This is a genomic window from Bacillus sp. SIMBA_005 (genome assembly GCF_046535585.1).
GTDB lineage: Bacteria > Bacillota > Bacilli > Bacillales > Bacillaceae > Bacillus > Bacillus pumilus.
The window spans coordinates 64,131-87,889 of sequence record NZ_JAWRWI010000007.1; the positions used below are offsets into that span (position 1 = coordinate 64,131).

Annotated in this window: 24 protein-coding genes; 12 read left to right on the plus strand and 12 right to left on the minus strand. The window is 40.3% G+C overall.

The features are described from left to right. Window positions 1-32 precede the first annotated feature (32 nt). The gene (locus tag SB660_RS12925; RefSeq protein ID WP_268498175.1) at window positions 33-425 is read left to right on the plus strand and encodes a transcriptional regulator; all 393 of its coding nucleotides are present in this window, start codon (window positions 33-35) and stop codon (window positions 423-425) included. On the opposite strand, the gene crcB (SB660_RS12930) is transcribed toward SB660_RS12925, so the two are convergent. From crcB (SB660_RS12930) to SB660_RS12940, 3 genes are read right to left on the minus strand one after another with little or no spacing between them, the layout of a single operon-like run. Further along, on the minus strand, window positions 422-787 hold the full coding sequence (crcB, locus tag SB660_RS12930) for a fluoride efflux transporter CrcB (protein ID WP_268498174.1): 366 nt from the start codon (window positions 785-787) through the stop codon (window positions 422-424). The genes SB660_RS12925 and crcB (SB660_RS12930) overlap by 4 nt on opposite strands. Then, window positions 788-1,183, minus strand: coding sequence for a fluoride efflux transporter CrcB (gene crcB, locus SB660_RS12935; protein WP_268498172.1), 396 nt, complete (start codon window positions 1,181-1,183; stop codon window positions 788-790). A 5-nt stretch (window positions 1,184-1,188) separates the two neighbouring features. Continuing rightward, on the minus strand, window positions 1,189-1,905 hold the full coding sequence (locus tag SB660_RS12940; protein ID WP_268498170.1) for a glycerophosphodiester phosphodiesterase: 717 nt from the start codon (window positions 1,903-1,905) through the stop codon (window positions 1,189-1,191). A gap of 308 nt (window positions 1,906-2,213) precedes the next feature. Here SB660_RS12940 and SB660_RS12945 point away from each other — a divergent pair, with 308 nt between their 5' ends. The 3 genes from SB660_RS12945 (at window position 2,214) to SB660_RS12955 (ending at window position 4,329) form a co-directional block, all read left to right on the plus strand. Continuing rightward, window positions 2,214-2,315, plus strand: coding sequence for a YhdX family protein (locus SB660_RS12945; protein ID WP_008359843.1), 102 nt, complete (start codon window positions 2,214-2,216; stop codon window positions 2,313-2,315). A gap of 164 nt (window positions 2,316-2,479) precedes the next feature. After that, complete coding sequence (locus SB660_RS12950) at window positions 2,480-3,568, plus strand: mechanosensitive ion channel family protein (RefSeq protein WP_169056198.1); 1,089 nt, start codon at window positions 2,480-2,482, stop codon at window positions 3,566-3,568. A gap of 29 nt (window positions 3,569-3,597) precedes the next feature. Then, the gene (locus tag SB660_RS12955; protein ID WP_410583024.1) at window positions 3,598-4,329 is read left to right on the plus strand and encodes an NAD-dependent protein deacylase; all 732 of its coding nucleotides are present in this window, start codon (window positions 3,598-3,600) and stop codon (window positions 4,327-4,329) included. Window positions 4,330-4,368: 39 nt separating this feature from the next. On the opposite strand, the gene SB660_RS12960 is transcribed toward SB660_RS12955, so the two are convergent. Further along, window positions 4,369-5,223, minus strand: coding sequence for a polysaccharide deacetylase family protein (locus SB660_RS12960; protein ID WP_144462481.1), 855 nt, complete (start codon window positions 5,221-5,223; stop codon window positions 4,369-4,371). A gap of 296 nt (window positions 5,224-5,519) precedes the next feature. On the opposite strand from SB660_RS12960, the gene dat reads away from it, so the two are divergent. After that, entirely contained in the window at window positions 5,520-6,377 is an 858-nt protein-coding gene (gene dat, locus SB660_RS12965; RefSeq protein ID WP_144462479.1) for a D-amino-acid transaminase, read from the plus strand. Between the two features lie 45 nt (window positions 6,378-6,422). On the opposite strand, the gene SB660_RS12970 is transcribed toward dat, so the two are convergent. Beyond that, window positions 6,423-6,929, minus strand: a complete 507-nt coding sequence (locus tag SB660_RS12970; protein WP_339165389.1) for a universal stress protein — start codon at window positions 6,927-6,929, stop codon at window positions 6,423-6,425. 560 nt (window positions 6,930-7,489) lie between these two features. On the opposite strand from SB660_RS12970, the gene bmrC reads away from it, so the two are divergent. Then, entirely contained in the window at window positions 7,490-9,247 is a 1,758-nt protein-coding gene (gene bmrC, locus SB660_RS12975) for a multidrug ABC transporter ATP-binding protein BmrC (protein WP_339165391.1), read from the plus strand. Further along, complete coding sequence (locus SB660_RS12980; protein WP_268466927.1) at window positions 9,244-11,259, plus strand: ABC transporter ATP-binding protein; 2,016 nt, start codon at window positions 9,244-9,246, stop codon at window positions 11,257-11,259. Before bmrC ends, SB660_RS12980 begins: the two co-directional genes overlap by 4 nt. A gap of 102 nt (window positions 11,260-11,361) precedes the next feature. Here the strand turns inward: SB660_RS12980 and SB660_RS12985 are convergent, their stop codons facing one another. The 7 genes from SB660_RS12985 to SB660_RS13015 form a co-directional block, all read right to left on the minus strand. Continuing rightward, on the minus strand, window positions 11,362-11,979 hold the full coding sequence (locus SB660_RS12985) for an NAD(P)-dependent oxidoreductase (protein ID WP_339165393.1): 618 nt from the start codon (window positions 11,977-11,979) through the stop codon (window positions 11,362-11,364). Between the two features lie 292 nt (window positions 11,980-12,271). Further along, entirely contained in the window at window positions 12,272-12,475 is a 204-nt protein-coding gene (locus SB660_RS12990; protein ID WP_003210761.1) for an alpha/beta-type small acid-soluble spore protein, read from the minus strand. Between the two features lie 230 nt (window positions 12,476-12,705). Further along, window positions 12,706-13,812: an ABC transporter ATP-binding protein gene (locus SB660_RS12995; protein WP_339165394.1), complete on the minus strand. Its 1,107-nt coding sequence runs from the start codon at window positions 13,810-13,812 to the stop codon at window positions 12,706-12,708. Between the two features lie 140 nt (window positions 13,813-13,952). Beyond that, a complete protein-coding gene (locus tag SB660_RS13000; RefSeq protein WP_180309303.1) occupies window positions 13,953-14,828 on the minus strand; it encodes a helix-turn-helix domain-containing protein in 876 nt (291 codons plus the stop codon). A gap of 20 nt (window positions 14,829-14,848) precedes the next feature. Continuing rightward, the gene (locus SB660_RS13005) at window positions 14,849-15,058 is read right to left on the minus strand and encodes a YheE family protein (protein ID WP_003211787.1); all 210 of its coding nucleotides are present in this window, start codon (window positions 15,056-15,058) and stop codon (window positions 14,849-14,851) included. A gap of 153 nt (window positions 15,059-15,211) precedes the next feature. Continuing rightward, window positions 15,212-16,570 (minus strand): YheC/YheD family endospore coat-associated protein, encoded by a 1,359-nt coding sequence (locus SB660_RS13010; protein WP_180309302.1) that lies wholly within the window; start codon window positions 16,568-16,570, stop codon window positions 15,212-15,214. Then, the gene (locus SB660_RS13015) at window positions 16,527-17,630 is read right to left on the minus strand and encodes a YheC/YheD family protein (protein ID WP_180309301.1); all 1,104 of its coding nucleotides are present in this window, start codon (window positions 17,628-17,630) and stop codon (window positions 16,527-16,529) included. Before SB660_RS13015 ends, SB660_RS13010 begins: the two co-directional genes overlap by 44 nt. Before the next feature lie 214 nt (window positions 17,631-17,844). On the opposite strand from SB660_RS13015, the gene SB660_RS13020 reads away from it, so the two are divergent. The 5 genes from SB660_RS13020 (at window position 17,845) to SB660_RS13040 (ending at window position 23,738) form a co-directional block, all read left to right on the plus strand. Then, on the plus strand, window positions 17,845-18,978 hold the full coding sequence (locus tag SB660_RS13020) for a DUF445 domain-containing protein (protein ID WP_061407246.1): 1,134 nt from the start codon (window positions 17,845-17,847) through the stop codon (window positions 18,976-18,978). 121 nt (window positions 18,979-19,099) lie between these two features. After that, window positions 19,100-19,456, plus strand: a complete 357-nt coding sequence (locus SB660_RS13025) for a YlbF/YmcA family competence regulator (RefSeq protein ID WP_012009440.1) — start codon at window positions 19,100-19,102, stop codon at window positions 19,454-19,456. 451 nt (window positions 19,457-19,907) lie between these two features. Then, complete coding sequence (locus tag SB660_RS13030) at window positions 19,908-20,774, plus strand: Cof-type HAD-IIB family hydrolase (protein WP_180309299.1); 867 nt, start codon at window positions 19,908-19,910, stop codon at window positions 20,772-20,774. A gap of 114 nt (window positions 20,775-20,888) precedes the next feature. Beyond that, complete coding sequence (locus tag SB660_RS13035) at window positions 20,889-22,388, plus strand: coproporphyrinogen III oxidase (protein WP_180309298.1); 1,500 nt, start codon at window positions 20,889-20,891, stop codon at window positions 22,386-22,388. Window positions 22,389-22,463: 75 nt separating this feature from the next. After that, entirely contained in the window at window positions 22,464-23,738 is a 1,275-nt protein-coding gene (locus SB660_RS13040) for a lysine N(6)-hydroxylase/L-ornithine N(5)-oxygenase family protein (RefSeq protein WP_058014405.1), read from the plus strand. Window positions 23,739-23,759 lie beyond the last annotated feature (21 nt).

Below are 23,759 nucleotides of genomic sequence, written 5' to 3' on the forward strand. Positions count from 1 at the left end.
GAGAACAAACGTTCGATATAAGGGGGATGAACATGCTTTGGTATGAAACAGCAAGTATCACGGAGAAAAAAAACTCAATGAAACGAATTGAGTTTCATTTGAAGAACTTCAAAAATTACCAGGCGGCGATTTTAAATATCGAAAGACAGCTTGAAAAAAGAAGTACGCATCATTTGGATCACATGACACGGAAGAAGTTAGAAGAGCAAAAAAATCAGTATGAACTCATCGTTGCGTGTGTTGATACAGCACTAAAAGAGTTGGATGAGATAGAGAAGCAGCTCATCGATTACAAATACTTTCGTGATTGGCGTATGGCCAAGTGTGCGATGGAAATCGGCTACAGTGAAAAAACCCTCTTTTTAATGAAGCGCCAGCTTATGGATCAACTGCTTATCAGCTTAGCCGCTATTACCAATATTTAAAAAAGGTGTTGTCCTATTTGATAGAACGCAGAAAAGAGACAGAAAGACCCGATGATTGTCATCAATAAGTAGACAGCAAGTTTTCCGATTTGCCGCTGCTCTAGCATGGTTGCAGATTCTACACTAAATGTAGAGAATGTTGTAAAGCCACCGAAAAAACCTGTTCCAATGATCATAAGCAGCGGATGATTGGCAGTCACGGCACCTGTCAGTATACCTAAACCGGCAGCACCTAATAAGTTGATGAGAATAATACTGTATGGGAAACGAGCATGAGACTTAGATTTCTGTATCGTTTGGCTAATGAAAAAACGAAGGGCGCTGCCGATCCCGCCGGCAATAGCTGTATATAAAATGATCATTTATCTGCCTCCTCTCTGCTGCTTATTTTGATGAAAGAGCCGCTGAGCTAACATTAGTCCACATAAGGCAGCGGCTACTCCGGCAATGACTGAGAGCAGGGTGTAGATCACACTTGAAGTGAACTGCCCAGTCTGTAATAAAAGAATCGTTTCTTTTGAAAAAGTGGACATTGTCGTAAAACCTCCGCAAAATCCTGTTCCGATCAAAGCGGCAAGATATTTTTTTCTCTTATGGAACATAAAATATCCTGTTGAAAAACCAAGAAGCAGACTGCCTGTCACGTTTTCAATTAGCGTTGCATAGGGGAATGTTTGGCTGACAACAGTTTGGCTCAGTTCATATCTGCAAAGTGTCCCAATCAGTCCGCCAATAAATACGGCAAGATATGCTTTCATTTACATCATTTCTCCTTTAGAAAAAATGGCGGGTGATCCGTCACGACACCATCAACGGGATATTTTTTGATCCGATCAGCTGTTTTTTGATCTTTCACAGTCCATATAAACACATCCATCCCGAATGCGTGGATGCGGTCTATCCACCATTTATTGATCATCGTTTTCTTCATATTAAGACAATTTGCAAACGAGCTGTATGCCGTTAACTTTCTTTTCGTCAGTTTAAATGCATTAGGCTTTATAATCAAAGCTGTTCGAAGAGAAGGGGCGAATGCTTTGATTCTTTGCAGTGCATGATCATCAAAAGATTGAATCATGATGTGACGAGAATAGGCAAAACGATTGATGATGTCGGCAACTGCCTTTTCAATTCCTATCTGCCGTTTTGGATGTTTGATCTCGATCAATATCCCAATCCGCTGACTGTATCTTTCAAGAATTTCTTGTAATGTCGGAATTCGTTCATTCGTGTACTGTTGGTCAAACCAGCTTCCTGCGTCCAGTTTTTTCAGCTGATCAAGTGTATAGCTTTTGACGAAGCCGTTTCCGTTCGTCGTTCGGTCAACTGTATCATCATGGATCACGACGACGTGCTGGTCCATTGTGAGCTGTACATCTAATTCAATATAATCTGCACCCTGCTGAACAGCTAAATCAAACGCAGCGATTGTATTTTCTGGGGCAGCGCTTGATGACCCTCTATGCGCGATAATATACATATGCTCCAGCTCCCTGACGTAAGTTCTGGTCTTATCATATCAAATGCTTTCCCGTTTTTCCTTCTTTACTATATGGAGGGAAGAAGAGCAGTATGTAAGGGTGAACGGCATGTGCCGAGAAAGTATGAGGTTTCAAATATGAAAAGTTACAGGAATATCCCAAGCCATGATTGAGTAAATCTGAAGTACATCAATTTTTTCTTCGATCAATTTTGTCCAAATCGTCAGCGTTCGCCAAAATATTAGTGCTTTCGTCATGTTGACTGAAAATTCTGATGTTTTATAATGATGAAAAGGAGGCGAGATGATTGGGTAAAGGGAGAATTAGAGTGGAAGAACGTATTAAGGTCGAAACGGATGCTGAAATGTTTAAAGCGACTCTCCTTGATCAGGCTCAGAAGAAAAAGTAGTTTGCTGCCCGTCGATATGTCTCTAGCCAAAATTTCATAATTGAACATCATGCCTCGGGACTGGTCCCGAGGCTTTTTATTTAGAGGTCAGACATTTATGAGAGGACATAAACGAAGGTTATATTATAAACTAGAGAGGATTGTTTTAAAGGAGAGAGACAAACATGTTTACACAAAAATGGATGGATACATATTTTACAGTAGATGTTGCGATCCAAATCGGCATTAGCCTTTGTATTTTATTGCTTTTTTTATTGCTTCGGAAAGTATTTACGAAGTACTTATTTCATCTTCTCTTTAGGCTGACCAATCGGTCTAAAACGGAGGTCATTAACCAAATTGTTGTGGCATTCGAAAAGCCAGCCAGACTGTTTTTTGTCGCACTTGGGTTATATTTTGCGTTAAGACAGGCACCATACTTTGAGCATCATATGGATGTCATCGTCAAATTATATAGATCCTCTATTATATTGATGCTGACATGGGGGCTTTGTAATTTAACCGCAGCTTCTTCTTTCTTATTTCAAAAAGTAAATTCGAAATTTGAATTAGAAATGGATGATATTTTAGCGCCATTTTTATCGAAGGTGCTTCGTTTCATTATCATTGCACTAAGTATTAGTGTGATTGCACAGGAATTTAATTATGATGTAAATGGACTTGTGGCTGGTCTTGGTCTAGGGGGGCTAGCCTTTGCGCTTGCTGCACAGGATACGGTGGCGAACTTTTTTGGAGGAATCGTCATCATTACAGAGAAGCCTTTTACAATGGGCGACTTTGTGGAGACGCCAAGTGTTCTGGGGACTGTCGAGGACATTACATTTCGAAGTACAAAATTTAGAACACCTGCTGAAGCAGTCGTGACAGTTCCGAATTCTACGCTTTCAAAGGAACCAATCACGAACTGGACGAGAATGAATAAACGCCAAATAACGTTTTCCGTACGTGTATCCTACAATACACCAAAGGAAAATCTGGACCATTGTATCAAACGACTCAAACAAATGCTTTATGAGCATGATGGGGTGCACAAGGAGACAATCATGGTGAATCTCGATGTACTGGCAGACAGTTATTTGAATTTATTTTTCAACTTTTACACAAACACGACGGCCTGGGCTGAAAACCTAAATATCAAACAGGACATTAACTACCGGATCATGGATATCTTCCATGAAGAAGGTGTAGAATTTGCCTTCCCTGGACAGACCATTTACATGAAACAAAAAGGTGAAAAACAGCTGAGTGAATAAAGGAGGAAGGATGAGTGGATCAAACAAAGGTGGCAGTGCTAAGAGAGAAATTAACGCAGGCTTCACATATAATGGTACTTTCAGGTGCGGGCATGAGCACGGAATCAGGTATTCCCGATTTTAGATCAACGGGCGGCTTATGGACTGAAGACACCGCTCGCATGGAAGCGATGAGCCGGTCCTACTTTTTATCAAACCCTCATCAATTCTGGCCGAAATTCAAGGAATTGTTTCAGATGAAAATGAGCGGGAAGTACGAGCCGAATAGCGGGCATACCTTTTTAGCCAGCCTTGAGAAACAAGGAAAACATGTAGAGATTTTTACCCAAAATATTGATGGTCTGCATAAAAAAGCAGGAAGCCAGCATGTATATGAACTTCACGGCTCTATTCAAACAGCTACTTGCCCATCATGCCAAGCGACATATGAACTGCCTTATTTATTACAAGAAGAAGTGCCTGTATGTCTAAAGGTTTCCTCAGACGGACGGACATGTGGGCAAGTGCTGAAAACAGATGTTGTCCTTTTTGGAGACAGGGTTAAACATTTTGATCAAGTAGAGAAATCACTTCAGCAAGCGGACCTTCTGCTCGTCATGGGAACCTCCCTAGAAGTAGCGCCAGCAAGATATATTCCAGAAGATGCCGCTCAAAATCCTTCCATCTTCAAGGTGATGATGAATTTGAGTGAAACAGAATACGATCCACTGTTTGATCTTGTCTTTCATGAGCGAATTGGTGATCTCGTGAAAGCTATATAAATCATCAAAAAACCCGCATCTAATAGGTGCGGGTTCTCTTTATTGCTGCAGCGGCGTCATTGTTTCATCAAGAACTTCAAAAGTATAGCCCTTCGCTTTTAGCTGTGTGAGCAAACTGTTTAAGTATTTTGCTGTCGCTGGCTGGTCGTGCATTAAGATGATCTTTGGTTCCTTTGGATGTTTTGTCTCTAGCACTTGCAGCTGATTCAATACTTCTGGTACATATTTTGAGCTTTTATATTTCCAGTCAAGACTGTCAATTGTCCAATCCCAGTAGATAAAGCCTTTTTGTTTTAAACGTGCTTTTTGTTGATCGGTTAAATTTGGGGCGCTGCCATAAGGTGTTCTCACAAGGTGTGTATACTCTCCTGTGACAGAAGCCAAAATGCGCTGATCTTCTTTCATCTCATTGACGGGAGAATCACTTTTTTGATAAAAGCGTTTCACATCGTGTGTGATCCCATGAAGCCCTAACTGATGACCTTCTTGATGAAGTCTTTTCACAGCGGCCGGATGTTCCTTAATCTGCGGCCCAAGCATGAAGAATGTAGCCTTTACTTGATGCGCCTTGAGCACATCTAAAAGCTGGTTTGATGTCGCTGACGGACCATCATCAAAGGTTAAAAAGATCGTTTGATCCGTTACGTGTTTGTTTGGGTTGATCTTAAAATGTGCATCTAATGTTTTCGTAGAATCATCTTTTGCTTTCAGACTTGTGCTTGTGTCTCGGAATTGACTGCTCGCAGACATTTTAGTCGGCTGGTCTGCTGCCTGCATATTGGTTTTAGATATATCCCAAATAAAAAAGAGGATCAGTGACAGAATCACTAAACCAATCGCCTTTGAGAGCAGCATCGTGTTTGAAGGTGTCTGTTTTTTCGTAACCCGTTGCATTACAATCGCTCCAATAAATCAAAAATTTGTGTCGAATCATGTAGTAGATTCTGTCTTTTTTCACTGTTTTTTGTCGTGTTTATATGGAGTAAGTATACAGGAAAAAAGAGCCTATGAATATAGAAGATGCTAAAAAATTGGAATCTTTTTGGTTATGAGTCTATCTTTGTTACAATAGAAAGTTGACCATTTATCATGATGTGAAATAATTCTGAATAATCATTGAAACATACCCATTTATCCGCTAAGATAGCATCAGATTCAACCATTAATGCGAAGCGAAGGGGAGATTCCGTATGAAAGTATTGTATAATGACGATTTCATTGAAAAAAAGGATGCTCATGTGGATATTGAAGACAGAGGTTATCAATTTGGAGACGGTGTCTATGAGGTTATTCGTGTATACAATGGGACTTTGTTTACATTGAAAGAGCATACAGAGCGTCTGTTCAAGAGTGCAAAAGAAATCGGCATTCATCTTCAAGGTGCAGTATCAGATATGGAAGAAAAGTTAAAACAGCTCGTCGCCCATAACCAATTAACAGATGGTGGTGTGTATATTCAAGTCACGCGGGGCATCGCACCTCGTAAACATCAATATGGCGATTCTCTCACTCCTCAAATCACAGCATATACGTTCCAAGTGAAAAGGCCTGTTCAAGAGCAGACAGCTGGTGCAAAGGCCATAATATCTGAGGACCTTCGCTGGTTAAGATGTGATATTAAAAGCTTAAATCTCTTATATAACGTCATGGAAAAACAGAAAGCATCTGAAGCTGGTGCGTTTGAAGCCATTCTCATTAGGGATGGTTTTGTGACAGAGGGTACCTCCTCGAATGTATATGCCGTCATTGATGGCGTGATTCGCACACATCCCGCAAACAATTTTATTCTAAACGGTATTACCCGTAGAAAGCTTCTTGAAGTATGTGAAGAAGAGGAATGCAGTGTTGAAGAAACACGTATAAGTAAGGAAGAGCTGCTGCGCGCGCAGGAAATTTTCATCAGCTCGACGACGGCTGAAGTCATTCCGATTGTTGAAATTGATGGCCAGCCAGTAGGGGAAGGCGTTCCAGGAGAGTTGACAAAGCGTGTACAGGAAGGCTTTCAGCAAAAAATTAAACAGGAAAGTGAAGCATCGATTTCTTCATAATAAAAAGAGGCTGTAAACGAATGTTTACAGCCTTTGGTGATTCTTTTATTTGACAATAAGCACAGGTATATCTGATTTTGATGATAATTTTTCACTTACACTGCCAAAGAGCATTTTTTTTAATCTGCTTTGGTCACGGGCTCCCATGACAATGAGGTCTGCTGAAATGTCTTCAGCATATTCGATAATCGCTTCTGCTGGTTCTCCCTCAACAATTTCAATGGCAGCCTCAAACTGCTCCTCATTTAAAAGCATTCTTGCTTCTGCAACGACCTCTTCTGTATGGTCTTCAAAAATCAAGGGACTTTGCTGTTCATCATGAGGTACATACACAGGGGGCGTTTGAAGGTCTGCCATGCCGCTGCCGATATAAGCACCGCCAGTCATTGGGCGAGGTGCATCAAACACCTGTCTGCTTGATTTGCCATCATGTGCATAGGCAACGGTCAGCTTGGCATGCAAGGTTTTGGCTAAAGCGATTGCCTTTTTTAATGCTTTCTTACTGTCTTCATGTCCATCAAACGCAACGACCATCCGATCAGCTTGAAACAATGTCCTCATTCCTTTCAAAAGGAGTCTTTACACTCATGGTATACCCGTTAGCTGAAAAAGATACACATAAAGGGTGTGAATTTTTTGTTAGAAAATTTCATTTATTGAAAAATATTTATTGACAAAATGGTGACAGCCACTATAAGATAAAAAAAGATTCAAGAGCCAAAAGGAGGAAATGTCATGTGCAACATCATTGGAAGAATGAAATCAAACTGCATGAATGGGTTGATTCACGTGACAATTACACCTTCATTGGTCATTGAAAAGGGACTCGTATGTTCCAATTGATCGGATGAATCAAGGCGTATGTTGCGTATTTGTCAACATGCGCCTTTTTACATGACGAAAAGAGGCGTACCAGATAGCTGGTTGCCTCTTTTTTTGTTGTATTCATTTCGTATTTCGAAATAAAGGGATGGAGATCAACAAGTAAATGAAGAGGAGTGAAAGCATGTGAACATGCCAAAAACAAGACAAATGACAAAAAACAAAAAAACAATTCAAGGTGACAGTCAAGAAAATATAGAAAGCGGCTAGCTTTAAAAGGAGAGACAAACATGTTTTCAGTATTTACGAAATTAGGCTGGTTCTTCAAACAAGAGTGGAGGCGTTATACGATCGCCATTACGCTCCTGCTCATTGTGAATGTGCTTGAAATGCTGCCACCAAGATATCTTGGGCAGGCAGTTGATGACATTCGTTCTGGTCAATTTACAACATCTAGTATGATGTTTTATGTAGCCATTTTTTGCTTGCTAGGTGTCGTTGTCTATACACTGACATATTTCTGGATGTATCAGTTATTTGGCGGCGCAAATGTCATGGAACGTGTGATGCGCGGGAAACTTATGCGTCACTTACTCAAGATGACACCCACCTTTTATGAAAAGAAAAAAACCGGTAACTTAATGGCATTAGGTACAAACGATTTGAATGCTGTAGCTTTAACGACAGGTTTTGGCGTTCTGACATTGGTGGATTCCACTGCTTATATGCTGATGATCTTTTTTACGATGGGTCTGACGATTAGCTGGAAATTAACTTTAATGGCGATCATTCCTATGCCGCTGATGGCGCTCTTGATTGCGTATTATGGCAGCAAAATTCATGATCGCTTTACAGTTGCTCAAGATGCATTTGGTGATATGAATGATCGCGTCCTTGAATCGGTCGCAGGTGTCCGGGTCATCCGGTCTTTTGTACAGGAGAAGCAAGATGTCGAACGCTTTCGCCAAATGACAGATGATGTATTTCAAAAAAATATGAGAGTGGCGGTCATTGATTCATTGTTTGAGCCGACAGTGAAATTACTTGTCGGGGTCAGCTACTTAATAGGAATTGGATACGGTGCCTACCTTGTATTCCAAAGCGATTTAACCATTGGTGAGCTTGTCGCTTTTAACGTATATCTTGGGATGATGATCTGGCCAATGTTTGCGATCGGCGAGTTGATTAATATTATGCAAAGAGGAAATGCGTCGTTAGACCGGTTGAATCATACACTCAGCTATAAGCCGGATGTTACAGACGCTTCTCAGCCAAAAATGTTACAAGAGCCTGGCGATATTCAGTTTGACCACGTGACATTTAGGTATCCAACTTCCCCAAAAGATAATTTAATTGATGTGTCCTTTACGGTTCGAAAGGGGCAGACGATCGGAATTACAGGCAAAACAGGAAGCGGTAAAACAACTATTGTAAAACAGCTTCTGCGCCAGTATCCAACAGGTGATGGTCACATCCTGCTATCAGGAATCCCAATCCAAGAGATCGAATTGGATCAGCTATTTCAATGGATTGGATACGTACCGCAGGATCATATTCTCTTTTCAAAAAGTGTAGAAGAGAATATGTGTTTTGGTCATCGAGACGCAAAACAAAATGAATTAGCACAAGCAATCAAAGATGCTTATTTTGAAAAAGATTTACGTCTTTTGCCAGAGGGTCTCGAAACGATGGTCGGAGAAAAAGGTGTGGCGCTGTCAGGTGGACAAAAGCAGAGAATTTCCATTGCGCGCGCTTTATTAATAGATCCCGACATTTTAATACTGGATGACTCGCTTTCTGCGGTAGATGCAAAAACAGAAACCGCTATTTTAGAAAATTTAAGGCAAAATCGTCATGGGAAAACGACGTTTATTACGACTCATCGTCTATCAGCTGTTGAGCATGCAGATCTTATACTTGTCATGGAAGAAGGACGCATCGTCCAAAAGGGAACTCACGAAGAGCTCATTCAGCAAGATGGGTGGTACAAAGAACAATTTCTGCGTCAACAGCTGACAAACCAGCTGGAAGGAGGGGATGAGGCATGACAACGGGAAGAAGACTCCTCGCCTACGCACTCCTTTATAAAAAAGTACTGTCTGTTGCCTTGATCTTTCTCATCATTGCAGTAGGTGCTGAACTGACAGGACCATTTATTGGGAAGAAAATGATTGATGATCATATTTTAGGTGTAGAAAAGCCATATGTCGAGGTCAATGAAAAAACAGACAAAACCGTTTATTACCAGGGAAATAACTATATACGAAGCGATCGATTAGACAGTGAGATGGAATCCGGAAAACAAATCAATGTGGTGCAAGTCGGATTCGGTTACTATTTTGTAAATGAGCCGATTCGCTTTGACGGAAACCGAAAAATATCGGGAGATCAACTTACCATTGAAAATGGAAACGAGCGCGAGACCTATCAAGTACAGCCTTTATCAAAAGAGGAAATTTTCTCTTTTTATGAGCCGGAAATCAGTGGTTTGGTGCAGCTTGTTCTATTTTATCTAGGGCTTCTCGTCATTGCGATTTTCTTTCAATATGCGCAGCATTACCTGTTACAGCGAATAGCCAACCGAATTATTCAAAAAATGAGAGTAGATGTGTTTGAACATATTCAAACGCTGCCTATCCGGTATTTTGATAATTTACCGGCTGGAAAGGTTGTAGCGAGGATTACCAATGACACTGAAACCATTCGTGATTTATATGTGACAGTCCTCGCCAATTTTGTGACGAGTGCGATTTATATGATTGGGATTTATATTGCCATGTTTTTATTAAATGTGAAGCTGGCACTTATTTGTTTGGTGGCGGTACCGATTATTTTCCTATGGTCAATGACCTACAGAAAATTTGCATCGGTATACAACCACCGCATTCGTTCGATCATTAGTGACATCAATGCCAAGCTAAATGAAGCCATTCAAGGGATGACCATTATTCAAGCGTTTCGTCATGAAAAAGTGACAAAAGAGGAATTCGATGAGCTGAACAACAATCACTTTCGATATCAGCGAAAGATGCTTCATTTAAATTCACTTCTGTCGCATAACTTGGTTAACCTGCTTCGGAATTTAGCCTACGTGGCACTCATTTGGTATTTTGGCGGTGCCTCTTTAAGTGCGACGGGAATTGTGTCGATTGGTGTGCTCTATGCGTTTGTCGATTACCTAAATCGATTATTTCAGCCGATTACAGGCATTGTGAACCAATTCTCGAGATTGGAATTAGCACGGGTTTCATCGGAAAGGGTTTTCCGATTATTAGATGAGCCAGGAACAACAGTGGAAGAACCTGTTCAGAAGGAAATGGAAGGGCACGTTCAGTTCCAAGACGTCACCTTTGCTTATAATGAAGGGAAAAATGTATTAAAGAACATTACATTCGAGGCCAAAAAAGGCCAGACGATTGCACTTGTGGGGCATACTGGTTCTGGGAAAAGCTCGATTATGAACTTGCTGCTGCGTTTTTATGACATTCAGCAAGGAGACATTCTCATTGATGGGGAAAGCATTTATCGCCAGTCCCGGCAAACGTTGCGGAAACAAATGGGCATTGTGCTTCAAGACCCGTATTTATTTTCCGGAACGATTGCATCCAATGTCAGCTTAGGAAATGAAGACATTAAAAGAGAAACGATTGAATCATCATTAAAACAAGTAGGCGCAGTAGAGTTATTGAAGCACCTGCCAGAAGGATTTGATGAACCAGTCGTTGAAAAGGGAAGTACTCTTTCCTCAGGGGAACGTCAGCTCATTTCATTTGCTCGTGCACTAGCATACAATCCAGCGATCTTAATTTTAGATGAAGCCACCGCAAACATTGATACAGAAACAGAAGCGATCATTCAGCGAGCGCTTGATGTCGTCAAAGAAGGACGAACAACTTTTGTCATTGCTCACCGATTATCCACCATTAAGAAAGCCGATATGATTTTGGTTTTAGAAAAAGGGGAAATTGTCGAGCGGGGCAGTCATGATCAACTCATGCAGCAAGAAGGGCTATATGCGCAAATGTACGAACTGCAAAAGGGTGCTGTGGCAAACAGCTGATGAATCACAAAAAGAGCCTATTCATATTGAATGGGCTCTTTTTATTTGCATAAAAAAGTCGAGCGATCGTTTTTGACCTCGATCTTTACTCATTATGCGTCATTAGTAAGCAATACCGACACGTTGATGTACAAATTCCTTCGAATTTAACTGCTGATATAAAAAGTGTGCGGTATCTTCAACTGAAATTTTCTTTCCATCTATAGGGAGAAAATCTTTCTCATAGCGATATGACCGTGTCACTTCTCCGTCTGGTAAATAGGTTGGACAAATAATGGTCCAATCTAAATCAGTCGATTGAAGGAGTTCAAACGCTTTGGCATGCTCTTTAGCTGCTCGGGAAGTGGTCCGCCTTGATTCATTTGTTTCAAAACGGTAATGCTCCGGCTGCTGCCTTGCCTTTAAAATACCTGCCGTACCTATTGTAATAATTCTTGATGTATTTGATTGCTTCATGGCTTGTACGATATGCTCCATTGAAACAGATAATGTATCATCACCATCTGTGGATAGACAGCTCACAACAATATCTGCTCCTTTGATCGTCTCAAGCACATCTTCTAGATTTCTTGAATTGCCGGTGACTTGAAACATACCCGCAAGCATTTCTTCTCGGTTTGTCCGAATCAATGAACGAACGATGTAACGATCATCTACTTGAACGAAACGAAGAAATGCTTGTCCTACACGTCCATGAGCACCGAAAAGAGCTATTTTCATCTATTCGATCCCTCCACTACATACTATAAGTGAAAAGAACCCAAAATGGTACAACTTTTATGTGATGCTTTTTTTATAAAGATGAAAGGACCGAATACTATGAGCATATTCACATAATAGAGAGATACCGACGAATTGTAGAAGTTCAAAGTTCATACCGGAAATAATGTCCATGAAGATCCGCTCCTTTCTACTCCATAATATGAGCTGGAAAGGAGATTGGTGAGGGATAACAACAAAAAAAGAAGACACCTTAAGAGGTGCCTCCTATGATCCAGATATGAAATTGAAATTAAGCTTTTGTTCCACCCATGTGTTGTTGAGCGTAAGAGACAAGACGTTTTGTGATTTCTCCACCAACTGAACCGTTAGCACGAGCTGTAGTTTCTGCTCCAAGGTTAACGCCAAATTCAGAAGCGATTTCGTATTTCATTTGATCGATTGCTTGCTCTGCTCCAGGAACTAGTAATTGATTTGAACTATTAGAATTAGCCATGATGTGAATCTCCTTTTTGTATGTGATTTTTTTATGGTTGGGTTTGCTGGAATCGCACCAGCGAAATGATCAAGTCATTTGCCACTTGGCGAAACCCAATGCGGTAACTGCTTTGTACTAAGTATTATGGTGATTTTCGAAAAAAACATACGAGAAAAGAACATGGTAAATGTTGTTCAACATGCAAAAAAGCCATCACTCAATCATGAGTGATGGCACTGCATATATATTTATTCAGCGGAACGAATGCGGAGCTCCGTATCTGAGTCAAAGAAGTGGGCTTTATTCATATCGATGGCAAGAGGTATAGTTTGTCCGGCCTGAACATCGGTACGAGAATCAACACGTGCAATAAAAGACTGACCATCGAGAGAAGAGTAAAGCATCGTTTCTGCTCCCATTAATTCAGCAACTTCTACGCTCGCATCGATCTTTGTGCCCTCAGACGCTTCTATAAACACGGGTTCATCATGAAAATCTTCTGGTCTGATCCCAAGGATGATATTTTTTCCGATATAACCTTGGCTCCGTAATACCTTCATCTTTCCTTCTGGTACACGTATATGCGTTTTTCCAACTGCAATGGCACCGTCAGAGAGCTTTCCTGTAAAAAAATTCATCGCAGGAGAGCCAATGAATCCACCAACAAATATATTTTCTGGATTTTCATATACATCCTTTGGCGCTCCAACCTGCTGAATAAAGCCATCTTTCATTACAACAAGACGAGTAGCCATTGTCATAGCTTCAGTCTGGTCATGTGTGACATAGATAAATGTCGTTTGCAGACGCTGATGAAGCTTAGATATTTCAGCACGCATTTGAACGCGAAGTTTTGCATCTAAATTAGAAAGCGGCTCATCCAAAAGAAAGACCTTTGCATCACGCACAATTGCTCTCCCAAGTGCAACACGCTGCCTTTGACCGCCAGACAGTGCTTTTGGTTTCCTGTCCAAATATTGCTCAAGGCCTAATATTTTAGCGGCATTTCGAACCCGCTCATCAATTTCTGCTTTCGGGAACTTCCGCAGCTTTAATCCAAAAGCCATATTATCGTATACATTCATATGAGGGTATAATGCATAGTTTTGGAAAACCATTGCGATATCCCGGTCTTTTGGTGCTACATCATTCATCCGTTTGCCGTCTAGAAGAAAATCCCCTTGTGAAATCTCTTCAAGTCCTGCAATCATGCGAAGGGTTGTTGATTTTCCGCATCCAGATGGACCAACAAACACAATAAATTCTTTATCTTCTATATGTAGATTAAAGTTGTCTACTGCTGTTACCTTGTTATCATACACTTTATAAATTTGATTGAGCATCATTTCAGCCATAAATGATAACCTCCCCATTCTTTTATTGAAAGCGCTTTATATTGTACATAAAGTGTATAAAATGGGGAAGCGTCTGTAAATGGACAACGTGCACAACATCTTATTTTCATTTTTGGGCAGGTTGCTCATGTCACGGAATGTTATGAAATATCGAGAAGGTTCATTATAAAATAAACAGCAGATGCTTCTGGAAAATGTCGTATATCTATTCCTGTTCGCTCAATAAATTTATCGATTCGATATTGAAGGCTGTTTCTGTGAACATATAAAGCTTTTGCTGCCTTAGATGCATTTAAGTTACATTGCATATAAGTCATGAGGGTACGGTAAACGTCCCGATCAAGAACCGCCTCTTTAAAAGCATCTGAAATAGCATGAGAGAGGGCGGATTCATCATAACGCAAAAGTGATGGCAGACATTGATAAAATGTGGAAATCCCTGACCTAAGCTTACCTCGCTGCATATGATCAAAGACAAGCTGCTGTTCATTTAACAATTTCTTCTGTAAATGTTCATTTGGCAAATGGAGTTGTCCTTGTAAAAAGAATGAGTCTGTTAAAAAGTCACTTGTAATGGCTAGAGACAAATCATATAGCAGCTCTAATTGACTATTTTCTGATGTAGCGTTTGTTTGAATCAGCATCGCTGTATGAGCGCCTGTCCAAATGAAATGAGTTTGTTCGAGGCTGTGAACCACAGCCTCTTTTATTTGCTGCCTTTGTTCTGCTTGATGTGACATTTTAAAATAATATACACGGACGGGGTGCTGAACGGTTAGTGGTTTGTTATCAAAAAGATAGCTGTACCATTTTTGTTCATCCTCAGTCCGCTTTGTGTGAGAAAGATCAATTGGTGTAAGGAAAGTATTGAGAAGATGTGTTTCTCTCGCTGTAAGCTTTGATTTGTCTACTCCAAATAATTCGCCTTCGTCTGTTTGGTACCAAAGTATTTGATGATCATCTGTAGGGGAGCTGATGATATGCTCTCCGTAAACAAGCTTTAATTTTTCTAACATGGCGAAGCTCCTTAAACAGTTTAATCATAGACATGGAATAGCATTAATTCGTGGATTTCTTCTTTTAAGGTTGGTTCAACTTCATGAGGCGGAAGCTGAGAGCCCCATTCAATATCACCTGTTTTGTGGTAGATGCCTTCGTAGTGCGCACCATTGTGAAAAAAGGATATTTTCCAGCCTGGCAATTGTGCTTTTTTAAAGAGAGGTTTCCATTGAAAATGAGAAATCATATCATCATTGCCTCCTTGCTTTTATTGATGAAACAATAAATAAACACGACAATACGGAAACAATCTTGAACTTGATTTTATTGTATCTCATCTGATGAAAAGAGCATAGGAAAAGCATAGATTTCATCACAACCTTACTTTTTTAAAAAACTGTCAATAGATGTTTGTGTGGTCTGTAGTTGTTAAGGTCGTTTGTGAAAGGTAAGAGGCGTAATCCATGATTCTTTTTCCAATCAGCCTTTCTGAGTTTCGCAATGAGACATGCTGGAAAACCTCTCGGCCAGGGCGAGAATTGGCTTCAAATATCCAGATAGCTCCTGTCCGATCAATACCTAAATCAAAACCGATTTCACCAATATGACCGGACAATTTTTCATCAATTACCTGACTAAGCATGATAGCGGTATAAGAAAGCTGCTCTAAGATTTTCAAACGCTTCTTCTTTTCTGGAAAAACATCATAAAGTGTTTTCACCGAGCCTCCATGTGAATGGTGAGTCGTGACGGTGTGATTGCCAGAAATTTTTGCTGCTGCTGCTGTGACTGTCCAATGACCGTACTTATTTTTATTGGTATGAACTCTGAAATCCATTGGTTGATTGTCTATTTGAAGAAGTGCAATGCCTTGTTGAGCCATAAATTCTTGAATTGCGTGATCTTTCCGGAGATTGATAACGAAATCCTCTAAAGAGTCATATGGAACAGCCCTTCCTTGATTTGAGCATACAGTGATTCCATGAGCCTTCTTGTTTAATTGATAAATACCGTCGCCATGACTGCCGTTCGACGGTTTTAAGTAAATGACCTGATGTAGATGGAGGAGTGTTTCTATTTTATTTAGAGCGTCCACCGGGTCCAATTGTATGGAATGTGGAAGAAAAGGACATGTTTTTTCATCTGTTAACAATTGTTCATGAATGTCCCATTTATTAAAAAAATGAGGGTTGAACCAAGGAATATCATAGTCTTGAGTGAGTTTGCGCTTTGTTTCTTGAATGAATGCTGACTGAGCAGCCTTTCTATTTGGAAGACGATCGTAAATGACTGAAGGCAGGGGCATTTGTTTTTTAACCCATGTTTTCTGTTGGTACAACAATCCTTCTACTATTCCTTTATCCCAATCAATAGAATGTGTCCCAAAAAGATAAGCAAAACCGGCATGCTGTTTGAAAGAGCGCAGCAGTTTGATAAAAAAGTCTGATCTCGTTCCTAGTGGCTGCGTGCTTTGCTCAAAACCTGCGGTGAAAATACCAAGCAGTGGCCCTATAAACAGGGTATGATCAATGGCAATCACATCAGCTTTTGATTGATAAGGAATGAGTAAATCTCTATATAGATCTTCTGATAATAAAATTTTATTTGGATGTTGATGATAGGAAACGGTGAAGTCATCTACTAGACGGGAACCTAAAGCAAGAGAATAGACCGCCTCCTGCTTTTTAAAATGGATGGGAAGATGAATTGTTTTTTCACTTGCGGGATGAGTGGCGATGATGTAACGATTTTTGTTCATGAGAAACCTCCTCTGGTTGTGACTTCATCGATTGGGCATGTGCAAGAATGGTACGAATCAATTCATTTTCCTTGTCAGGATAAGCTTTTAAAAAAGCGGATCGCCCTGGTTTTGATCTTATATTTGATATGAAAAGCCTGCCTTCACTTGTATGGAGTAAGTCTACAGCGAATTCAAAGCAAGGGGAAAGGGTTTTATCTATATATGCTGGTAGAGATGCTTGAATGGATGCAATATCATCTAAAAGAAGCTCTTTGATGTGCGGCTGCAAGGTGTTTAGATAGTGATCAAAGCCTATCATGGATGCTGATTTTTGTGTAATGCTTAAATGATTATTTTCTGTAGGTGATTTTGTGTGAATCCCTATGCGATTCCACTGATTTTGTGAATCTTTCATCAGGAAAATCCTTATTTCATTGAATAAAAAGTCTTTTTGATCATTCGTCTGAAAAAATTGAAGGAAATATCGGCCTACATACTTTCTGCACCAGCGCTCTATATCTGATGGACGCGAAAATGTGATGACTTGTTCGGGACTTAGCTGAACAGTGAAAGTGTTGTCTTTTAAGAAAATGAAGTAAGTAGATGCTGCATGTTGTGGAGAGAGCGGCTGCATTTTACAATAACCGTCTTTCCTTAACATGCTGAGAAGGTCTGATGGCTCTTTTAATAATGAGCAGACAGGTAAATATGGCTGTAAAGCAGGGAGAAGGCGGAGCTGCTCGAATAGCATCATTTTATTTGAAAGACCTGTATTCAAAAAATCTGTTTTCGGATACTTTTTCAGCCATTCCATGATTGGTTTTGCTTTTTTAGATTGTGCGTCATGTTTGTAAAGGCATCGATCGTAAATCAAGTCAGGAATTTCAAATTCTGCTGCGGTGAATCCTTGACCATTCGTATATGTTTGACCTTGTATTAAATTTGAAGCCGGCTTTAAATCAAGTGGTGTAAAACGGACAACCTTTAAACCATAAGCAGGGGCAGCTTTGGCTAGCCCACGTGTGAATGCCTCTTCATACTTCGGTGAAAGAGTCACAATACCTAATGTTGATGTCATTAAAAAACACCTTCTTTTCAACTTCTTTTTTTACCAGCAGAAAAACACTTTTTCATGATTTTACATAAAGATTGCGCTCCTTTATCATTACGACAGATCGATTGATCATATGTCTAGCAGCATGCTTCATTTGCTTGAGGACATGACAACAACTATAATACGTATAGATTAAACCAATAAACATCGGGTATTGTTTGAAAGGTAGATGACGACTTTGAATATATTCACAACGTTTATCTTTATGATTGTTATAGGTGCCGTTATAGGAGCAGCGACAAACCATCTTGCGATTAAAATGCTTTTTCGTCCTTATAAGCCGTATTACTTATTCGGGAAACAGCTTCCTTTTACACCAGGGCTCATTCCTAAAAGAAGAGATGAAGTAGCCAAGCAGGTTGGAGTCTTGGTTATGGAGCATTTGCTCACGCCAGAAGGTATTCAAAAGCGATTTGAATCATCTGAGGCTAAGCAGGAGATCTTGCATACAGTTCATCGATTGATTGATAAAGGCGCTGACATGGAGATCACAATGCTCTCTTTGTTAGAAAGATTCGGTGTATCGCATGCTGACGTCAAAGCAGATGAATGGATTCATCATTGGTCTGATCAGAAGCTCGATTCATTACTAAAAAAATATAATGAGCAAACGTTATCTGAGTTACTCCCATTAGAAGTAGAAAACAAAATTTCGTCAAAAATTCCAGATGCAGCAGATTATATTTTAAAGAGAGGCATCCATTACTTTGAAAGTGAAGAAGGTAAAGCGAGGCTTGGCAATATGATTGATGATTTCTTAAAGGAACGCGGCATGCTTGGCGGTATGGTTCAAATGTTTTTAGGAAATTCAAGCTTAATTGACCGTGTACATCCTGAAATCATTAAATTTTTAAGAAATGCAGAAACAAAGAGGTTTTTATCAGATTTGCTCGTTCAGGAATGGGACAAGGTGAAACAATTTTCTCTTCAGGAACTGGATGATAAATGGAATGTGAAGGAGCTTGCTTATAGTGTGAAAAAGCAATTGCTTTCACACTTCTCTACAAAGCTGATATTAGACAAGCCAGTTGGATCTTATGTCAGCGTAGTAGCGGTTGATCTCAAAATACACTTAGCACCAGTGCTTGTCGATAAGGGGATTAAAGCAGCATCAAATGCATTAGAGGGACTGCTCGCAAAGCTCAAGTTTGAAGATATCATTCGTGAGCAGATTGAACTGTTTCCGCTTAAAAAAATGGAGGAGCTTGTCGTTAGCATTTCCAACAATGAACTTAAGATGATCACGTTTTTAGGTGGTTTTTTAGGGGGATTAATCGGCGCAATTCAAGCAATCTTTGTCACGTTATTTTAAGACAGACTAGAGAAATTTTAATGAATTCGTTGTATATATGTGAAACGAAAGCCATAGTTTGTTATAGTGGAGTGGTGTCCGCCGATCATATCGGTGATAACGGATAGAAAGGAGACATAACATGTCTGTAAATGTTTATGATGTTGCATATGACCTTGAAAAAGCATTGCGTCATAGCGAAGAATACTCAACTCTAAAAAATCTTTATGATGAGGTTAACGCGGATGAGTCCTCTAAAAGAATGTTCGAGAACTTCCGTGATATTCAAGTAAACCTTCAACAAAAACAAATGACTGGGCAAGAGATCACACAAGAAGAAGTGGAGCAAGCACAAAAAACAGTGGCACTTGTTCAACAGCACGATAAAATCTCTCAGTTGATGGAAGCAGAACAACGTGTGAGTGTTCTCATCGGAGAATTAAATAAAGTGATCATGAAGCCTCTTGAAGAGCTTTATGGGAATCCAGAAGAAAATTAATGAAAAGGGCGATGATATTCGCCCTTTTTTTATTTCACATATTCCCTGTCCAACTTTTCAAAAAAAGGTTGTCGAAGCTCATAAATTCTGCGATAATACTTATATTGAAAGTGCTTTCAAACAAGCGCTCTCATGGGACAATTGGGTGCGTTTCACTTGGGATTTAAGGCGATTAGCCAAACGAGAGAGAAGCGCTTCTGGGAGAAACGCAAAGCATAAGGGGATCTGATATAAGCAATGCTTTGGTGTGTGAAAGATAAGGGGATCATGGGGAGCTTCATCACCTCATTGTGACGCATCCAAACCATACATAAAAAAAAGCCTAGGGGTAGGCTTTTTTTATTTGCAAAAGATTCATAACACACAGGGCTCTTTCAACTGCATGTTCTAAAGCACCAAGCTAGGGCATATCCTCATCGTAAGTACAGTCATCAAGAAGGGGGATGCCTCAGTGTCAAAAAAACTACTTGCACTCAATATAGATGGAACGTTACTTCGTTCCAATGGAAAAATCCATTCCGCTACAAAAGAAGCTGTGGAATATGTAAAGAAAAAAGGGGTTTACGTGACGCTTGTCACCAATCGGCATTTTCGTTCCGCACAAAAAATTGCCAAGGCGTTGAAGATTCCAACGTCAACCCTTGTAACGCATAGTGGTGCATTTATCGCGAATAAACTCGATGAGCCGCTTCATGTGAAGAAACTAACGGAAGAAAAAACATTTAATCTTGTGCAAATTCTTGAAAGCTTTGATTGTAATGTTCGCTTGCTGCATGAAAAATTCTCGATTGGCAACCGGAAAAAAACGCAGTCACAGCTGATGGGAAAGACGTTGATTCATCCGTCTGATCCAATTTTCTATCCCGTGCAATTTGTTGAATCGCTAAGTGATATGCTGATGGATGAACCGGTCAGTACACCATTGATTGAAGTGTATTCAACCGCAGAGCTTCAGGCTGAAATTCACCGAACCATTCAACAAGCTTTTCCATCTGTCGATCTTATTCGGATTAGTGATGAGAAAATGAATATTGTATGCAAAGGCGTATCGAAAGAAGCGGGGCTTTCTCTTTTGACCTCAGCCTTAGGTTTGACATTAGAAGATACGGTGGTCATTGGGCAGGGAACAGATGATATTCCAATGCTCGAATTGGCTGGCTTAGGCGTTGCGATGGGAAATGCACCTCATTCTGTTAAACGTAAAGCCGATTGGGTGACACGTTCACACGATGAACAGGGAGTCGCTTATATGATCAGAGAATACTTTAGAATGCAGCAAAGAGAAGGATTTTTACATCAATTCGATATTAAGCGATAATATAGACGAAGGTCCTGTCAATCAAGAAATGGCAGGGCCTTCAACTGTTCCAGTCATTGCTTTTCCTACATAGATTTTGTAAAATGAAACAAGTTTGAAGATAAAGGTGATACGATGCGAATTTTAATTAAAGGGCTGTCAGATGAACGATTTCATCGCCCGCTTGTCAATATAGCCAATTTATTTGAAGAAGATAGTGAAGTGCTGTTTGGTCCAGATGAATTGCATGATGGACTAGTCATGGAGTTTAGCTGGAAAGAAGAAAATGGAACGGTGGAGGCATCTGGTCACATCGCTGGAACAGACATCACTAGTCGTTTTTCGCGAGACGTCCCAAAGGGATTGAACGACAAGGAGCGCTGGAAGCAAATTAAAAACACAGTGCTGTCTGTTTATTTACATCTGCTTCAGGAGCACACAGGAATGACGCAAAAGTGGGGGATTCTCACAGGGATACGTCCTACAAAATTACTTCATAAGATGCTGAGAGAAGGTATGACAAAGGAAGATGGGCATGCCGCATTAAAGCGTGATTATTTGATTCATGATGAAAAAATCGATTTGATGCAGGAAATTGTCGACCGTCAGCTTCAAGCGATTCCTGACCTGTATGACCTTCAGCAGGAGGTAAGTATTTATATTGGTATTCCTTTCTGCCCAACAAAATGCGCTTATTGCACGTTTCCTGCTTATGCGATTAAAGGACAAGCTGGAAGAGTGGGAACGTTTTTGTTTGGTCTGCATTATGAGATGCAAAAAATCGGTACTTGGCTAAAAGAACATGGGATTAAAGTGACGACCGTTTACTTTGGCGGAGGTACGCCGACAAGTATCACTGCGGAAGAAATGGATTTACTGTATGAAGAAATGTACCTCTCATTCCCTGATGTGAAACATATACGGGAAGTGACTGTCGAAGCAGGACGTCCTGATACGATTTCGCCTGATAAGCTAGAGGTGCTAAACCGATATCATATTGACCGGATTAGTATCAATCCACAATCGTATGAGAATGAAACACTGAAAGCCATTGGCCGTCACCATAGTGTAGAAGAAACGATTGAAAAGTATCACTTATCAAGACAGTATGGCATGAATAACATTAATATGGACTTAATTATTGGTTTGCCGGGAGAAGGGCTAAAGGAATTCCAGCATTCCTTGCAGCAGACTGAAGAACTTAAGCCTGAATCTTTAACTGTGCATACGCTCTCCTTTAAAAGAGCGTCTGAGATGACGCGCAATAAGGACAAATATCAAGTAGCTGACCGAGAAGAAATCACACGTATGATGGATGAAGCGGTCGCTTGGACGAAAGCACATGACTATCATCCTTATTATTTATATAGACAAAAAAACATCTTAGGGAACCTTGAAAATGTCGGGTATTCATTAGATGGACAGGAAAGTTTGTATAATATCATTATTATGGAAGAAGTGCAGACAATCATTGGGATTGGATGCGGTGCTGCTAGTAAATTCATTGATCCACGTTCAGGAAAAATTACGCAATATGCCAATCCAAAAGATCCAAAATCATATAATGACCGTTATGAACACTATACTGAAGAGAAAATTCAATTTCTTGAGTCATTATTTGTTCCTCACGTTTAAACACTGCGGTGACGTAGTGTTTTTTTCATTTGTAAAAGGGTATATAAGTGATAAAAAGTTAAAGCAGGTGTACATATGATTGATGTGATCGGAATTGGGATTGGACCTGCCAATTTAGGTTTGGCGGCTTTGTTAGAGGAGTATGAAGATGTTTCATGCTGTTTTTTTGAACAGGAGTCTGAATTTGCCTGGCATCCTGGTATGCTGATCAAAGGAACGGATTTACAAGTCTCCTTTTTAGCTGATCTTGTGACGATGGCGAATCCAAGGAGCAGATATACATTTTTAAATTATTTACATGAATCCAATAGACTTCACCGGTTCTATACATTTGAACAGTTTGACATTCCGCGAAGAGAATTCAATGAGTATTTATCATGGGTCGCAGGTGAAATAGATAGCTGTCAATTTGGCATGAAGGTAGAAGAAGTGACGGACTGTCAAGGTGGTTATCTTGTGAAAGTCAGGTGCTTAAAGGATGGATCGCTTTCTGAGTATCGGGCAAAGCATGTCGTGCTTGGAACAGGGAGCAAACCGATGATTCCTGTCGATGTGCCTGATGCTGCACTGCCAAATGTGACCCATAGCAGCCGGTATTTAGATCAGCAGAAAGAACTTCATGAAGCTGAGTCGGTGACGGTGATTGGCTCTGGGCAGAGTGCAGCCGAAATCTTCTTAGACTTGCTTCAGCATCAGAAGAAAGGGCAGCAGCTATCTTGGTTTACGCGATCTAGTGAATTTAGAGAGCTAGAGACGGCTGAGCTTGGTCAGGAGCTATTTACACCAAAGTACGTTGAATATTTCCATTCGCTTCCTTATGAAGAACGAATGAACACATTGCCTAGGCTGACTGGATTAAGAAATGGGATAGATGCATCGACGCTCTCACGCATTTATCAAGAATTGTATCATCGGTCTGTTTCTGGCGAAGAGCCATCTGTGATTATTCAGCCAATGACCGAGCTTGAAGCGATTCAGGTGGAGGAGAATCAGTCTCTGAAGCTGAAACTAAAGCAGTGGCAGCTAAAGAAAGAAAAGAGTATAACAGTAGATCGTGCCGTATTGGCTACAGGGTACACACCGAATATCCCGGCGTGGTTTAGTGCGTATGAACCTTTGATTGAATGGGAAAGTGAGGAACATTTTAAAGTGACAAAAGACTTCAGGCTTGTGTTCAAAGACAAGCGTCCGCATCATTTCTTTACATTCACGCACCTAGATCACTCTCATGGAACAGCGGCGACCAATTTAAAACTATCCATCTACCGCAACCAGAAAGTGATTCAAACGATTCGCGGGGTCAAAGAAGCGCCAGTCAAGCAAGAAACAGCTTTTCAGCAATTTGAATAAGAGATAAAAAGGGCCCAAGCA

What these genes read in the sequence shown, in the direction of transcription:
- SB660_RS13040 (WP_058014405.1), top strand. Translation starts at nt 22,464, where the DNA reads ATGATTGATGTGATCGGAATTGGGATTGGACCTGCCAATTTAGGTTTG.
- SB660_RS13025 (WP_012009440.1), top strand. Translation starts at nt 19,100, where the DNA reads ATGTCTGTAAATGTTTATGATGTTGCATATGACCTTGAAAAAGCATTG.
- crcB (WP_268498172.1), bottom strand. Translation starts at nt 1,183, where the DNA reads ATGAAAGCATATCTTGCCGTATTTATTGGCGGACTGATTGGGACACTT.
- crcB (WP_268498174.1), bottom strand. Translation starts at nt 787, where the DNA reads ATGATCATTTTATATACAGCTATTGCCGGCGGGATCGGCAGCGCCCTT.
- SB660_RS12925 (WP_268498175.1), top strand. Translation starts at nt 33, where the DNA reads ATGCTTTGGTATGAAACAGCAAGTATCACGGAGAAAAAAAACTCAATG.
- SB660_RS12995 (WP_339165394.1), bottom strand. Translation starts at nt 13,812, where the DNA reads ATGGCTGAAATGATGCTCAATCAAATTTATAAAGTGTATGATAACAAG.
- SB660_RS12980 (WP_268466927.1), top strand. Translation starts at nt 9,244, where the DNA reads ATGACAACGGGAAGAAGACTCCTCGCCTACGCACTCCTTTATAAAAAA.
- SB660_RS12985 (WP_339165393.1), bottom strand. Translation starts at nt 11,979, where the DNA reads ATGAAAATAGCTCTTTTCGGTGCTCATGGACGTGTAGGACAAGCATTT.
- SB660_RS13005 (WP_003211787.1), bottom strand. Translation starts at nt 15,058, where the DNA reads ATGATTTCTCATTTTCAATGGAAACCTCTCTTTAAAAAAGCACAATTG.
- SB660_RS12940 (WP_268498170.1), bottom strand. Translation starts at nt 1,905, where the DNA reads ATGTATATTATCGCGCATAGAGGGTCATCAAGCGCTGCCCCAGAAAAT.
- SB660_RS13010 (WP_180309302.1), bottom strand. Translation starts at nt 16,570, where the DNA reads ATGAACAAAAATCGTTACATCATCGCCACTCATCCCGCAAGTGAAAAA.
- SB660_RS12960 (WP_144462481.1), bottom strand. Translation starts at nt 5,223, where the DNA reads ATGCAACGGGTTACGAAAAAACAGACACCTTCAAACACGATGCTGCTC.
- SB660_RS13015 (WP_180309301.1), bottom strand. Translation starts at nt 17,630, where the DNA reads ATGACATCAACATTAGGTATTGTGACTCTTTCACCGAAGTATGAAGAG.
- dat (WP_144462479.1), top strand. Translation starts at nt 5,520, where the DNA reads ATGAAAGTATTGTATAATGACGATTTCATTGAAAAAAAGGATGCTCAT.
- bmrC (WP_339165391.1), top strand. Translation starts at nt 7,490, where the DNA reads ATGTTTTCAGTATTTACGAAATTAGGCTGGTTCTTCAAACAAGAGTGG.
- SB660_RS12950 (WP_169056198.1), top strand. Translation starts at nt 2,480, where the DNA reads ATGTTTACACAAAAATGGATGGATACATATTTTACAGTAGATGTTGCG.
- SB660_RS13000 (WP_180309303.1), bottom strand. Translation starts at nt 14,828, where the DNA reads ATGTTAGAAAAATTAAAGCTTGTTTACGGAGAGCATATCATCAGCTCC.
- SB660_RS13035 (WP_180309298.1), top strand. Translation starts at nt 20,889, where the DNA reads ATGCGAATTTTAATTAAAGGGCTGTCAGATGAACGATTTCATCGCCCG.
- SB660_RS12990 (WP_003210761.1), bottom strand. Translation starts at nt 12,475, where the DNA reads ATGGCTAATTCTAATAGTTCAAATCAATTACTAGTTCCTGGAGCAGAG.